Raw genomic sequence first — 15775 nt, 5'->3', positions numbered from 1 at the left:
ATGAGGTGTTCGTATGTCATCAGTAGTAGTTGTGGGGACACAATGGGGCGACGAAGGAAAAGGAAAGATCACTGACTTTTTAAGTGAAAATGCAGAAGTTATCGCACGTTACCAAGGCGGCGATAATGCGGGACACACGATCAAATTTGATGGTGTGACATATAAATTACATTTAATTCCCTCAGGTATTTTTTACCGGGAAAAAATCAGCGTGATCGGTAACGGCGTCGTAGTGAACCCGAAATCATTGGTGCAAGAACTGGCTTATTTAAAAGAACACGGTGTTGCTACTGATAATTTACGTATTTCAGATCGCGCCCATGTTATTTTACCTTACCATATTAAATTAGACCAATTGCAAGAAGATGCAAAAGGGGATAACAAAATCGGCACGACCATTAAAGGAATCGGCCCAGCTTACATGGATAAAGCAGCGCGGGTTGGGATTCGAATTGCTGATTTACTTGATAAAGAAATCTTTGAAGAGCGTTTACGCATTAATTTAGAAGATAAAAATCGTCAATTTACCAAAATGTTTGACAGTGACGCAATGGACTTTGATGATATTTTTGAAGAATATTACGCCTACGGTCAAGAAATTAAAAAATATGTGACAGATACTTCAGTTATTTTAAACGATGCTCTAGATGCAGGAAAACGCGTTTTATTTGAAGGAGCACAAGGGGTTATGTTGGATATCGATCAAGGCACATACCCATTTGTAACTTCATCAAATCCAGTTGCCGGCGGTGTGACAATTGGTTCTGGCGTTGGTCCTTCAAAAATTAATAAAGTTGTCGGTGTCTGCAAAGCCTACACTTCTCGTGTGGGAGACGGCCCGTTTCCAACTGAATTATTTGATGAAACTGGTGAACAAATTCGCGAAGTTGGTCGTGAATACGGTACAACAACAGGACGTCCAAGACGGGTTGGCTGGTTTGACTCTGTCGTGATGCGCCACAGCAAACGGGTTTCAGGGATTACCAATCTATCACTAAACTCCATTGATGTTTTAAGTGGTCTTGAAACGGTTAAAATTTGTACGGCCTACGAATTAGACGGCGAATTAATTTACCACTATCCTGCCAGCTTAAAAGAATTAAATCGTTGTAAACCTGTTTATGAAGAATTACCAGGTTGGTCAGAAGATATTACAGCCTGCAAAGATTTAAGCGAATTGCCAGAAAATGCCCGCAATTATGTGCGCCGCATTTCTGAATTAGTCGGCGTCCGCATCTCAACATTCTCTGTCGGACCAGACCGTAACCAAACCAATATTTTAGAAAGTGTTTGGGCACAAATTTAAGGTAGAAAGTAAAAGCTCTGTTTCACTTTATGTGAGACAGAGCTTTTTTTCTTAGACGAAAAATTTATTTTTTTCCCCGATAGCTAAGGTAGTAAAATCCTGAAACAAACAGCGCGCCGCCCAAAATGTTACCTAAATAGACCGGCAAAAAGTTCAGGATAAAATCTTTCCAAGTTGCACCGCCTTCAAAAATAGCAGCTGGAATAATAAAACAATTTGCCACGCTATGTTGAAAACCGATGGCAACAAAGATCATAACTGGAAACCAGATTGCAACTATTTTTCCTGCTGCGTCTTTTGCCCCATAGCATAACCACAGTGCTATGCCTACAAACCAGTTGCAACCAATACCAGAAACTAATGATTGCATAAAAGTAGCATGGATCTTGTGTTGTGCAATCGTTCGTACATGTTCTTGGTAAATACCGCTGCTGGTTAACCCAATAAAATGTCCAAAAAAGTAAGCAACAAAAAGTCCACCAATAATGTTCCAAAAAGTAATGACAAGCCAGTTGGATAAAAGATTTTGGAGCGAAATTTTTTTATCGTAAAAAGCAATGGATACAGCCATCATATTACCAGTAATTAGTTCTCCTCCAGCGAGTAAAATGACAATTAAACCAATCGGAAAAACAGATGCGCCTAAAAGGGTCCCCAGTCCAGTAAACTCTGTGGGAATAGGGGCTGATATTCTGATATAGGCAAGATAGCCTAAAGAAATCATTGCCCCACCAATAAAGCCTAAAATGCACTTTGCCTGTACAGTTTTATGGATTTTTTTTATCCCATTTTGAATAGCAATTTCCATGATTTCCTCTGGTGCATACATGAATTTACATCCTTTCAATCTGTGCTTTAAAAAAAGATGTTGGTGACCTCACCAACATCTCCTAAAGCAAAAGTCTTACATTTTATTATTTAAAAAGCGTATTGATTGCAGTGTCAATCATACTTTGATTAGCTAGGTAAGGAATTGTGATATGATCAGTACCTTTATTCATTTTGTTATATTCAATCGATGTTTCAATGGCGTGATCATTTCGTGCCCAACTACGACGTGCTACACCGCCCATTGTATCCCAAGCGATAGCAGATTTAATAATATCATCTACTAATTTTGAACCGTCTAATACAAGGCCAAACCCACCGTTGATTGATTTTCCGATGCCAACACCACCGCCGTTATGAAGCGCAATTAATGACATTCCACGAGCAGCGTTGCCTGCATAACACTGTGTTGCCATATCGGCACAAACATTGCTGCCATCTTTTATATTGGATGTTTCTCGGAATGGTGAATCTGTTCCGGAAACGTCGTGGTGATCACGCCCAAGCATAACTGGGCCAATTTTTCCTTCTCGAACCAATTCATTGAATTTTAGTGCGATATTTACTCTACCCATGCAATCTTGATATAAAATGCGTGCTTGCGTGCCAACAACAAGTTGATTTTTTTCCGCATCACGAATCCAGTTGTAGTTATCGCGATCTTGATAGCGACGATTAGGATCAATAACTTCCATCGCGGCATGATCGGTTGCCACTAAGTCTTCATGGTTGCCACTCAAGCAAACCCAACGGAAGGGGCCATAGCCATAATCAAACAACATCGGGCCCATGATATCTTCTACATAAGAAGGCCAAATAAAACCGTCTTTATCATCCACGCCGTTTTTAGAAATCTCTTTAATACCGGAATCATAAATAGCCTTCATAAATGAATTGCCATAGTCAAAGAAATAAGTTCCTTTGGCAACAAGTGATTCAATGACATGATAGTGTCGTTTTAGCGTTTCATCTACGAGTTGATGGAATTTCGAGCTGTCTTTTGCGAGTAGTTCTGTTCTTTCTTCAAATGTAATTCCGGCGGGACAATAACCGCCATTATAGACATTATGGCAAGAAGTTTGGTCAGATAATAAATCAACATGGATATCATGTTGCGCAATATATTCTAACAAGTCCACGATATTTCCATGATAAGCAATTGATGTTTTTTCTTTTCTGGCAAGATACTCTGACGCAATTTTTACAGCTTCTGCCGGCGTAGTAGCAAGATTAGAAATCCAACCCTGTTCTAAACGAGTATCAATACGTGAACGGTCAACTTCTGCAATGATTGCCACCGCATTGGCAATTTCTCCGGCCTTCCCTTGTGCACCGGACATGCCCCCAAGACCAGAAGAAATAAATAATTTTCCTGCTAAATCACCATCGTCGGCAATTCCCAGTTTTAAGCGTCCAGCATTTAAAAGTGTATTAAAAGTGCCGTGTACAATCCCTTGTGGTCCAATATACATCCAGCCGCCTGCTGTCATTTGTCCATAGTTGGTTACACCCATTTCTTCGGCGATTTCCCAATCGTCGATATTATCATATTCTCCTACCAACAAACCATTTGTGATAATTACGCGAGGCGCATCCTTTTTAGATTTGAAAAGACCTAGTGGGTGGCCAGATTCCACTACTAAAGTTTGTTCGTCTGTCATAATTTCAAGGTATTTTTTTATTAGATTATATTGCATCCAGTTGGAACAAACTTGTCCAGTTTCGCCATATGTGACTAATTCATAAGGATAAAGAGCAACTGAAAAGTCCAAATTGTTATCAATCATAACTTGCATTGCTTTTGCAGCCGTGCAATTTCCTTGGTATTCATCAATAGGCTTTCCGTAAATCCGTTCTTTGGGGTACCAACGATAACCATAAATCCGTCCCCGTGTTTTTAATTCTTCCAGAAATTCAGGAATCACAACTTCATGGTATTTTGGATGGACATAACGCAGGGCATTTTTCAATGCAAGCTCAGTTTGTTCCTTCGTTAAGCGAAACCCGCGGTCGGGTGCTCGCCGAATTCCCTCTTGAAAAATAGTTTTCTCTGGTAAAAAGTCATCTAATTTTACCGTCATCGCTTGTTCGATGTCTTTTAAGTCAATCATTGGTATTTCCTCCTTCATGTTTCTAATTGTTTGTGAATGAATGAAATGATTTCAAAGCTTTTACGCCTTTTAGTATATGTAAGCGGTGTCAACGAAGCGTCTATCGCTTAAAAATTTTTTAAAAAAATTTTTTTGACAAAAGGGAAGTCTGGTTTGACTCCTATTTGACTATATTTTTTTATACTAGAGGTACGAAAATGATATGAAGGAGTAAAATTATGAAAGCAGATAAAATTCTTAAAAATTTTAGTCAAATTTTTTGTCCTATTGATAACGGAGTTCCCTTGCGAGGCGAGGAAATGAGTAAGGCGGTAATCATTGAAGATGGTTATATTGCAATTAAAGATGGCAAAATTTTAGCTGTTGATCAAGGAGAGCCAGATAGTGATCTAATTAATTATGATACCGAGATTGTTGATTATACAGGTAAATTAGCTACACCAGGCTTAATTGATTGTCATACGCATTTGGTTTATGGCGGTAGTCGTGAACATGAATTTTCACAAAAATTAAATGGCGTCCCTTATTTGGATATTTTAGCGCAGGGCGGTGGAATTCTGAGCACGGTGAGAGCAACAAGAAAATCTTCTTTTAATGAGCTTTACGATAAGTCATCTGCTCTACTTGATAAAATGTTAGCTCATGGTGTGACAACAGTAGAAGCGAAAAGTGGTTATGGCTTAAATTGGGAGACAGAAGAAAAGCAACTAAAAGTCGCAAAAGAGTTGAATAAGAATCATGTTGTCGATGTAGTTTCGACATTTATGGGGGCGCATGCTATTCCCGAAGAATATAAAAACCGTTCAGGTGAATTTATTGATTTCGTGATTACAGAAATGTTGCCAAAAGTAAAATCAGAAAATTTAGCCGAGTTTTGTGATATTTTTTGTGAAAAAGGGGTATTTACAGCAGCAGAGTCCTATAAATTATTACACGCAGCAAAAGAAATGGGTTTTAAATTACGCATACATGCTGACGAGATTGCTTCCATTGGCGGGGTAGACGTAGCAGCACAATTAGGTGCGGTTAGTGCGGAACATCTGATGATGATCACAGATGAAGGCATTAAAAAATTAAGTGAAGCCCACGTTATCGGTAATTTATTACCAGCGACAACATTTAGTCTTATGGAAGATACGTATGCACCAGCAAAAAAAATGATTGAAAATGGGATGGCGATTACTTTGACAACAGATAGTAATCCAGGCAGTTGTCCCACCGCAAATTTACAATTTATTATGCAATTGGGCTGTTTTATGCAGAAGTTAACACCCATTCAAGTATTTAATGCCGTAACAATTAATGCAGCGTATTCTATTTGTCGAGCAGAAACTATTGGGAGCTTTGATAAGGGAAAAGCAGCTGATATTGCTATTTTTGATGCACAAAATATTGATTATCCATTATACTTTTTTGCCACAAATTTAGTGACAGATGTATATAAAGCTGGAAATTTAATCAGTGCATTATGATAAAATAACCAGTAAAAAGCATTTTGTTTCTTATCCTCTCAAATTCTAGCTATAGAATTTGAGAGTTTTTTACTAGTCTGTACTTTTTGCTTTTGAAAGCGGTATCTTTATTTGGATGCTTCCTTTAGAATAAGGATGAAGAATTGGCGGCAATAATGGTTGAAAGAAGGTACAACGATGCCACATATATTATCTTTTGAATTATTAGGTACGCCATCTATTAAAGTAGATGGGGAAACAAAAATTTTTTCATTTTCGAAGATCAATGCATTACTTTATTACATGGTCATTAATAAGCGAATTAGTCGGGATGAGATTGCGGGTATTTTATGGCCTAGTAAAGATGAAAAAAGTGCAAAAAAAAATTTACGCAATACAATTTATCAAGCCAATCGTGCGATGGGCGGCGAATTTATTGTTTCGCCAAATAAAACAATTTTGACCTTTAATTGTGATGTGACAGTTGAAAGTGATACTTATCGTTTTGAAGAAGATGCTTATACACATCTAGAAGAATATCGTGATGAATTTTTAAAGGGCTTCTATTTGAAAGACTCGGATTTGTTTGATGCTTGGTTAGCAAAAATGCGTAACTTGTATGAACACCAATTTATTGAATGTTGTTATCAAAAAGTAGCAGAAGATATTTCGTTTCATGCTGTAGCCGATGTGGAAAAGAATATTCGTAAATTAATTGCGATTGATGAATTTGATGAACGTAATTATCAATTGCTGATGCGTTTTTATATCGAGAACCATCGAAATGGTAAAGCAATTGAAACATATTACGAATTAGCGGAAATTTTAAAAGTTGAATTGGGGATTGAACCAGGAGAAGAAACAAAGCAGTTATATCAAGAAACATTGAAAATTGCCAACCAGAAACATGGCGATTTACGAAAAAAAAGAGCGTATCATTTTTATGATCGTGCCAACGAGGTTGAACGCTTGGAGTTAAACTTAGCAAATTTGAAACAAAAGAAACCATTTCAATCAGTTTTGGTTAAAGGTGATTTAGGCGTTGGCAAATCAGCTTTATGTCAGCTAGTTTTAGAAAATATTCAATATTCATACGAATGTCTCAAAGTGACTTGTTATAAAGCAGAGCAAAAACATTTTTTACGTCCTTGGCGAGAATTATTACAGCAACTGATGCTTTTATTGCAAAAAGATAATTTGGCTGAGATCGATCAATGGGAACAAACATTTAGTCGACAATTTCCTTTTTTTAAAGAGTTAAAAGCACAATCTATGTCAGAAAGCGTCGCCCCAGCTGAACTTAATTTTTTGGCACAAAGCATTTCAGAAGCCTTGCAACAGCTAGGGAAAAAAAGACCCCTTATTATTTTTATTGAAAATCTCCAATGGATGGATCAAGGGAGCATCAAATTATTGACGAGTGTACTTCTGCACAATCCTCATTCTGATATTATTTTTATTATGACCTTGCAGACGGGCTACCGCAAAGAAATATACGATTTTATTGCCAGTGTCCGGCATTACGAAAAGATCATTACCTTAGACTTATCACCATTTAAAGACTTTGAAGTACGGGCTTTTTGTGAAAAACAACTTCCTGATTATTCGTTTCAAACGACAACGCTAGATTTTATTGCAAGAGAGTCAGAAGGAATTCCTTTATATATCAATGAATACTTGAAACAATTACAAGAAAGCAACACGTTAGAAGTATTGACACCAAAAATGAATGATGAGTTAAGCTTACAATTTGTAAATTTGACTGCACTGGAATCTGAATTGGTCGACTTTATTTCATTTTTTCAAAAAGTTGCGCCAATGAGCCTTTTAACGCAACTAGCTGATGCCAAAAAAATTGAGATATATACCGCCTTGGATAATTTAAACAAGCAGGGATTGGTCAAAGAAAATGTTTATCTTGATGAAGTATGTTTTAGCTTCAATCATAAAAAAATGAAACAATATATTTATGCGCAGCAGTCCGCAATGAAATTACGAGTTATTCATGAAAAAATCGCAATTTTATTGGAACAAAAATTAAATGAGGTTACAGAGGATAGTGAACTACTAGCGGCGATCGGGTATCATTATCGCCATGCCCATCAAGAGCTAAAATCTTTAGATTATGAGTTGTCGCATCATCAAGCCTTTTTAAGAATCCAGCATGAACTATTTCCGATTTATCATCAGGAACATTTGTCATCGCAAGAGACAGTTAGAAAAGCAGAACCAAGCGAATTGGAAAAGTTTAAAGAAATTGGAACGAGATTAAAAGAAATTGAAGGACAATATGCAGAAGATAGTACCTATCAATTGTTGTTAGTAAAATTTCTCTATTTAGAAGGACGTTACTTGATTAATTGCGGTGATTACAACCAGGGCTTGGAAAATATTCAGCGTGTTATCGTGAAAGCCAAAGATTTTCATCTTACAACTTACCTATTGCGCGGGTATCGTCAGATGATTTATTACTATATTCAAACAGACAATGCTACGGACATGGCGCATTATATTGATTTGGCAATGGACGTTGCGATCAGTGCGAACAACAATGAATCTATCGGGATTTTATTACGCTTGAAGGGATTATATCATTTGATGATTGGGGATTTGGATCAAGCAGAATCGCTGTTTCAAGAGTCCATTACGATTTTTAATATAGCCAATCGCTTTGATGAAAAATACAACAGCAATATTGCTGCAGCCTACGATTATTTAGCAGAGATTCAGCGCTTACGGTCAAATTACCAGCAATCAATTAAACTACAACAAAAAGCCATCAATCTTTGCAAAGATAATAATCTTATGACAAGCTTAGCTATTTTTTATGTGGATATGGGAATCACCCTTTATGCAAAAAAAGACTACGACCAAGCGGAAATCTATTTTTTAAAAGCAAATGAATTATTTGAAGTTACCGCATCTCTTTGGAAACGTGTCCAGCTAAATGCTTATTTGTCACTGATTTATTTATTTAAGCAAGATTATGAAAAGGTAGCTTTTTATATAAAAAAAACCATTAGCTATCAAAATCAATTAGCCAATCCTCGCGATAGTGGGCTTGTTTATTTTAGCAAAGCACTGATTAAAGAAAAATGTTTGGCAAATCAGATTGAAAATTCGCAATTAGGTGATTTAGTAACCGAGGATCTATCCTATTATGTGGCTAAAGCTGTAGAAAATCTCAGTCAATATCGTGATCGGTATGAGTTACAAGTATTAAACGAAACTTTTCATTTGAAGATGAACTAAGTAAAAAGCCACGCAATATTGCGCGGCTTTTTACTTTATCAGGCAGGATCAAAGGCGGCGTAAACTTTTTTTTAAGATAGTCAGCGCCGCTTCCGGATATTTTTGACTTAAAAGCCCCATTGCCGATAAAAGATAATCTTGGTCAACATACCTTTTTGGATTGATCGGTAGCAATGCATCATCTACTGGCAAAAGCTCATTTTTTACGATTTCTTCAGGGTGTTGACTGTGAACGACAACACCACCAGTGGCAATAATGGTGTTGAAATGTTGAAGATTTTTTCCTTTTTGATAATACAGCGTCCGCGTTGGTGTTTGAACTGCTCTTTTCACACCCGCGTGCCGCTTTAAGGCAAATGTCATACTAGCCTCAGCAAGAAATTGATCAAAATCAATTTCTATTTTTGTTTTTGGAACAAAGGTTGGATGAGTACAGCGATAGTGGCAAGCCGATCTTAAAGCAGATATATTTTCAGGCAGTAAATCTTCTTTTATTTCAGAGCTGCTTAAAAGCTGTTCCAACAAACTTTCAGCTGAAGAGCGCATACCAAGATCACCTTCGACAGTTCTTTTTAAATATGGTTCAGCTAAGCCTTCAAAAAATACATCGTCAGATTGAAAGAGACCAGAACCGACTGAATGGACATCTGTTGTTGCACCACCAATATCTACGATTATTAAATCTCCTAGTCCTGAACAGGTTTTTGTTCCTTCCTTCAATAGTTTTGCAGCAGTTAAAACGGCTGTCGGTGTTGGAATAACAGGTTTATTACTATAAGGAGCAACCTGGTTCAGCCCTTTTGAATGAATAATTTTTTTCAAAAAAACCTTTTGTACAATTTTACGTACAGGGTCAGGATTTAACATATTTATTTGGGGCATAACGTTTTCAGTATAGAAGACATTTGCCCTGTTTTTGAAAGTAGCACTAAGTTGAGCAGTGGCAGCTTCATTTCCGGCTACGATAATTGCAATATCTGAAGGTAATTGTGCAAGTAAGCACGCATTATAACAGATGATTTCCAGATTACCCCCGTTGCATCCCCCAGTTAGCAAGATAACATCGGGCTTTAGCTGATAAATTTCAGTGATTTGATCTAAAGTCAGACGGTAACAATATGTTTTTAAAATCCGGCTACCTGCACCTAATGCGGCTCTTTTGGCTGCTTCGGTAGTTAGGCTTTCTGTTAAACCAATCGCCACCATTTTGAATCCTCCCCAAGCAGATGAACAAAAGTATTCTTCTACAGGTAGTTGATTTTTTTCCCCTATTTTATTAAGTAACTTTTCCTTCCCTTTTTTATAGCACAGATAAAGCCCTTCTTGGCTACTAGTAGGCAGTTTTAGTGTCGCTACAATTACTGCCTCAATCGGATTAACTAGGGTTAGTTTTGTGTAAGTACTCCCAAAGTCAATTAATAAAGCAAGTTTTTGCAAATTTAGCACCTCTTTTTTTGATAAATTCTGTTATAAATAGAAAAAATTTCAGGAGAATAATTAGTTTTTTTTAATCTTTATTTATAAAAAACGAAACACTTCGACTATTAAACGTCAAAAATGATTTCTCATTTAAATATTCAATTTTTATTTCCCATCATTTTTTTAAAGAGGATTTAACCCATTGGCATAATGTCCTCTTGGTTTATAAAGAACGATTTTTTAAAACGCAGAAATCATTAGCTATAATCCAAAATATTATCTTGTTTTCTATCTGTTTTGGTACAGGTTTTCTAACAAGGTAATTTTATTTTAAAAAATATAGTCAAAAAAAGGTCAAATGAAAAAAATGACAAATAAAATCAATAGATTGATTATCGATTTTTACTTAAAAAAACAGTTGTAGGTTTTATGAAAAAATTATAAAAAGCTGATTTTAAGGGCATTTGCAACCGTTTTGAAAGAGTGATAAGCTGATTTTGGCTGATGGAAGCGGTAACAAAGGAGCGCATGTTAAGAATATCTGCTAAGAAAAATAACATGTGTAAAAAAATGCATGAAAGAGTAAAGTAACAAAATAAAAACTGAACGAAACCAAGTTCAAATTTAAGAAGGAGTGTTTTACGATGGCAAAATTAATCGAGTGTATTCCAAATTTTAGTGAAGGGAGAAACCAAACTATAATTGAGGGCTTAGTTAAGATCGCTAAAAATGTAAAAGGGGTTACGTTATTGGATTATTCTTCTGACTCTTCTCATAACCGAAGCGTCTTTACTTTAGTTGGCGATGAAGACGGGATTCAAGAAGTTGCTTTTCAATTGGTAAAATATGCCAGTGAAAATATTGATATGACAAAACACCATGGCGAACATCCACGGATGGGAGCAACTGATGTTGTACCTTTTGTCCCAATTAAAGATGTCACCATGGCTGAATGTATTGCTATTTCAAAAAATGTTGCCAAACGAATTAATGATGAATTGCAAATTCCTATTTTCTTGTATGAAGATTCTGCGACAACTCCAGAACGAAAAAATTTGGCTAAGGTTCGTAAAGGACAATTTGAAAAGATGCCAGAAAAATTATTAGAAGAGCAATGGGCACCTGATTTTGGAGAACGTAAAATCCATCCTACTGCTGGAGTTACTGCCGTAGGGGCAAGAATGCCGCTGGTTGCCTTTAACGTTAACCTAGACACCGATAATATTGAAATTGCCAATAAGATTGCAAAAATTGTGCGCGGTTCTTCTGGTGGTTGGAAATATTGTAAAGGAATCGGAGTTATGCTGGAAGGACGCAATATTGCGCAAGTTTCTATGAATATGGTGAACTTTGAAGGAACACCGTTATACCGTGCTTTTGAAACGATTCGGTTTGAGGCCAAACGTTACGGCGTTTCGATTATCGGAAGTGAAGTTATTGGTTTGACACCAGCAAAAGCGTTGATCGACTGTGCGGAGTACTATTTGCAAATTGAAGAATTTGATTATGACAAACAAGTTTTAGAGAACCATTTGTTGAATTAGGAGGATTATTATGAAACTCGTTGATATGCAGTTAAAAGAATTTGTTAACGTCCTTGGTTCTGATGCACCAGCTCCCGGAGGTGGCTCTGCTTCTGCTTTAGCGGCTGCCCAAGGAATTGCACTAACAAAAATGGTGGCAGAACTGACGATTGGTAAGAAGAAATATGCTGATTTTGAAACTGAAATGAAAAATTTACAACAAAAAGCAGCTGATTTGCAAGCGGAATTACTCGTCGCTATTGATGAAGATACTGCGGCCTTCAATCAAGTTTCAGCCGTTTTTGAAATGCCAAAAAGTAGTGAAGAAGAAAAAAAAGAGCGTCGCAGAGCACTCCAAAAAGCCTTGCAAGGAGCCGCAGTTACACCGTTTAATCTGATGGAAAAAATTGTTACAGCCTTAGAACTTACACAAGGAGCTATTGGTAAATCCAATAGCAATGCTGCAAGTGATCTAGGCGTTGCTGCACTAAATTTGAAAGCAGCACTCCAAGGGGCTTGGTTAAATGTTTTGATTAATCTTTCAAGCATTGAAGATGATGCTTTTGTCTTAAAATACCGAAAAAATGGGGAAAAACTAGTAAAACAAGGAAATAAAATCGCTGATGACATTTATCAAAAAATTATTGAAATCATTTAACGGTTTAAATTTTGTTTGAAGAAAGGAAGTTTGCTACATGGTCTTATCAGATATCGAGATTGCAAATTCAGTCACAATGAAACCAATCGAAGAGATTGCAGAATCTATTGGAATTAACAAAGAAGATTTATCTTTGTATGGCAAATATAAAGCCAAAATTAATAATATTAAAGATTTAGACGGTAAAGATAACGGGAAATTGATTTTGGTCACGGCTATTACACCAACACCGGCTGGAGAAGGTAAAACTACGACGTCAGTTGGCTTAGTAGATGCCCTCACAGCAATTGGGAAAAAAGCTGTCATTGCGCTACGTGAGCCTTCATTAGGGCCTGTATTTGGCGTAAAAGGTGGTGCAGCTGGTGGTGGCTATGCACAAGTTGTCCCAATGGAGGATATTAACTTACATTTTACAGGAGATTTTCATGCTATTGGTGCGGCAAATAATTTATTAGCGGCGTTATTAGATAATCATATTCATCAAGGCAATGTCTTGCAGATTGATTCTCGTAAGATTACGTGGAAACGAGTTGTCGATATGAATGACAGGCAATTACGGCACATCGTTAATGGTCTGCAAGGACGTGTCAACGGTGTTCCACGGGAAGATGGTTATGATATTACAGTGGCTTCTGAAATTATGGCAATTTTATGCTTAGCCAATGATATAACTGATTTGAAAAATAAACTACGCAATATTATTGTTGCTTATAATTTTGAAGGTGAGCCGATTACAGCCGGAGATTTAAAAGCAGAGGGCGCATTGACCGCATTATTAAAAGATGCGATTCAACCGAATATTGTTCAAACTTTGGAACACGCACCAGCTTTCATCCATGGCGGCCCCTTTGCCAATATCGCTCATGGCTGTAATAGCGTATTGGCGACAAAATTAGCACTAAAATATGCTGATTACGCTGTAACAGAAGCGGGTTTTGGAGCTGATCTTGGAGCAGAAAAATTCATTGACATTAAATGTCGCTTGGCCAACTTAAAGCCAGATGCAGTCGTATTGGTAGCCACAATTCGTGCTTTGAAAATGCACGGCGGCGTTAAAAAAAGTGAATTGGGAACAGAAAATGTCGCGGCGGTTATTGCAGGTATCCCGAATTTGGCCAAGCATTTAGAAAATATTACAGAAGTTTATGGCATGCCAACAGTTGTAGCAATTAATAAATTTCCAACAGATACATTAGAAGAAGTCGCGGCGGTTGAAGAAGCATGTGAAAAATTAGGTGTTGCAGTCGTTTTATCTGATGTATGGGGCAAAGGGAGTGCTGGTGGTAAGGCGTTGGCTGAAAAAGTTGTTGCTTTGGCCGAAGAACCCAACAACTTTAGCTATGTTTATGATTTAGACGATTCAATTGAAGAAAAATTAAATAAAATTGTTCAGAAAGTTTATGGTGGTAAGAAGGTAGACTTGACACCAAGCGCAAAAAAAGAACTAAAAGAGTTAGAACGTCTTGGTTTTGGGAATTATCCCATTTGTATGGCAAAGACACAGTACTCATTTTCTGATGATGCAACGTTGTTGGGGGCGCCAACAGACTTTACAGTAACAATCCGAAATTTAAAAGTATCTGCCGGCGCGGGTTTCATCGTCGCGCTTACGGGTGCGGTTATGACAATGCCAGGGTTACCAAAATCTCCTGCGGCTGAACGAATTGATGTTGATGAAAAAGGGAATATTACCGGTCTATTTTAATGGATTAAAAAGATATAGGGAGATAAAAAATCTCCCTATATCAAATTATCTTTTAGAAAGTAGTTCAATTTCCAAAACATTGAAAGCGCTTTTAAAAAATACAAAATAAGAGGTGAATATTATGCAAAAAGATGTGGAAATCCCAGAGGTATCAGATGTCAAAGACATTGATTCAGCAGAACTGGCAGAAAACGAGAACGCCAAATTTAGTTTGGGAGGCGCAACCTTATACGGCATTAATGCTGTTATTGGTTCAGGAATTTTCCTATTACCCCGAACGATCTATCAAGATTTAGGCCCGGCTTCTTTAGTGGCCATGCTGTTAGATGCTGTTTTAGTTTTGATGTTAGCGGTTTGCTTTGCCGAAGTTGCTGGTTATTTTAATAAAAACGGCGGCGCCTTTCAGTATTCAAAAACCGCCTTTGGTGATTTTATCGGGTTTAACGTAGGAGTTTTAGGTTGGTTTGTTACAATTATCGCTTGGGCTGCCATGGCAGCGGGTTTTGCTAAGTTATTGATTCAAACTTTTCCTGCTTTAGAGGGGCAAAATACACTAATTAGTATTTGTTTGGTTATTTTCTTATCCGTTATTAACAGCATGGGTATTAAAACTTCAAAAATTTTTACAATTGTAATTACCATCGCAAAATTGATTCCGATTATTGCCTTTACACTAATTGCAATTTTCTTTATTAAAAGCGGTATTAATGGGGGCAACTTTACACCATTTTTACAACTAAACCCAGACTTAACGTTATCAAAAGCGATGGCTTCAACATCACTTACAGTCTTTTATGCTTTTATCGGGTTTGAAGCCTTACCAGTCGTTGCTGGTGAAATGCGAAATGCTAAAAAGAATGTACCCAAAGCTATTATTGGTTCCATTAGTATCGTGTCACTACTTTATTTCATGATTATCGCTGGCACCATTGCCATGCTTGGAACAGGTATTTTACAAAGTAATGCACCCGTTCAAGATGCCTTTGTTAAAATGATTGGTCCTGCGGGTAAGTGGATCATCTCTATCGGAGCTTTAATTTCCATAGCAGGATTAAATATGGGGGATTCGTTGATGATACCTCGTTATGGTGCTTCCATTGCAGATGAAGGTCTTTTACCAAAAGTTATTGCGAAAAAAAATAAAAAGAATGCGCCGATTATTGCCATTATCTTTTCTGGATTGTTAACAATTGCCTTTTTATTGAGTGGATCTTTTGAACAGCTAGCAGAATTATCAGTTGTTTTTCGATTCTTCCAATACATTCCCACTGCATTGGCAGTTATTTGGTTAAGAAAAAAAGATATGGAAAATGTCCCAGCCTTCAAGTTACCATTTGGCCCAGTCATACCAATTATTTCGATTATTGTTAGTATTTGGATGGTAGCAGCTGCAAATCCAATCAACTTGGTTGCCGGTGTTATCGGTGTAATTGTGGCAAGTATTTTATATGTCATTTTGAACAAAAATAAAATGAAACAAGCGAATTAAGTTTGTCTCTTATAAGCTGTATTGCGAATGAGA

10 protein-coding genes are annotated in these 15775 nt (G+C 37.0%); 7 read left to right on the top strand and 3 right to left on the bottom strand.

Annotated elements, in window-relative coordinates; translation table 11 throughout:
* Positions 1–13: 13 nt before the first annotated feature.
* Entirely contained in the window at positions 14–1306 is a 1293-nt protein-coding gene (locus tag K4422_RS05835) for an adenylosuccinate synthase (RefSeq protein WP_206903004.1), read from the top strand.
* Positions 1307–1370: 64 nt separating this feature from the next.
* On the opposite strand, the gene K4422_RS05830 is transcribed toward K4422_RS05835, so the two are convergent.
* Both K4422_RS05830 and K4422_RS05825 read right to left on the bottom strand, forming a co-directional pair.
* Positions 1371–2135 (bottom strand): formate/nitrite transporter family protein, encoded by a 765-nt coding sequence (locus tag K4422_RS05830; protein ID WP_206903005.1) that lies wholly within the window; start codon positions 2133–2135, stop codon positions 1371–1373.
* 85 nt (positions 2136–2220) lie between these two features.
* The gene (locus K4422_RS05825; RefSeq protein ID WP_230709721.1) at positions 2221–4245 is read right to left on the bottom strand and encodes a urocanate hydratase; all 2025 of its coding nucleotides are present in this window, start codon (positions 4243–4245) and stop codon (positions 2221–2223) included.
* 218 nt (positions 4246–4463) lie between these two features.
* Between K4422_RS05825 and hutI the strand changes: the two genes are divergently transcribed.
* Together hutI and K4422_RS05815 are read left to right on the top strand one after the other, a co-directional pair.
* The gene (gene hutI / locus K4422_RS05820) at positions 4464–5717 is read left to right on the top strand and encodes an imidazolonepropionase (RefSeq protein ID WP_230709719.1); all 1254 of its coding nucleotides are present in this window, start codon (positions 4464–4466) and stop codon (positions 5715–5717) included.
* A gap of 177 nt (positions 5718–5894) precedes the next feature.
* The gene (locus K4422_RS05815) at positions 5895–8948 is read left to right on the top strand and encodes an AAA family ATPase (protein ID WP_230709717.1); all 3054 of its coding nucleotides are present in this window, start codon (positions 5895–5897) and stop codon (positions 8946–8948) included.
* Positions 8949–8996: 48 nt separating this feature from the next.
* On the opposite strand, the gene glmL is transcribed toward K4422_RS05815, so the two are convergent.
* Complete coding sequence (gene glmL / locus K4422_RS05810) at positions 8997–10385, bottom strand: methylaspartate mutase accessory protein GlmL (protein WP_230709716.1); 1389 nt, start codon at positions 10383–10385, stop codon at positions 8997–8999.
* 626 nt (positions 10386–11011) lie between these two features.
* Here glmL and ftcD point away from each other — a divergent pair.
* The 4 genes from ftcD to K4422_RS05790 all read left to right on the top strand — a co-directional run bounded on the left by ftcD (position 11012) and on the right by K4422_RS05790 (position 15742).
* A complete protein-coding gene (gene ftcD / locus K4422_RS05805) occupies positions 11012–11911 on the top strand; it encodes a glutamate formimidoyltransferase (protein WP_206903010.1) in 900 nt (299 codons plus the stop codon).
* A gap of 10 nt (positions 11912–11921) precedes the next feature.
* On the top strand, positions 11922–12548 hold the full coding sequence (locus K4422_RS05800; RefSeq protein WP_230709714.1) for a cyclodeaminase/cyclohydrolase family protein: 627 nt from the start codon (positions 11922–11924) through the stop codon (positions 12546–12548).
* A gap of 37 nt (positions 12549–12585) precedes the next feature.
* Positions 12586–14253 carry a formate--tetrahydrofolate ligase gene (locus K4422_RS05795; RefSeq protein WP_206903012.1) on the top strand — a complete coding sequence of 556 codons (1668 nt, stop codon included), beginning with the start codon at positions 12586–12588 and terminating at the stop codon, positions 14251–14253.
* A gap of 121 nt (positions 14254–14374) precedes the next feature.
* Positions 14375–15742, top strand: coding sequence for an APC family permease (locus K4422_RS05790; RefSeq protein ID WP_230709712.1), 1368 nt, complete (start codon positions 14375–14377; stop codon positions 15740–15742).
* Positions 15743–15775: the final 33 nt, after the last annotated feature.

The organism is Enterococcus sp. SMC-9, assembly GCF_021011285.1.
Classification (GTDB): Bacteria; Bacillota; Bacilli; order Lactobacillales; family Enterococcaceae; genus Enterococcus_C; species Enterococcus_C montenegrensis.
This window is presented reverse-complemented; position numbering and strand designations above follow the sequence as displayed.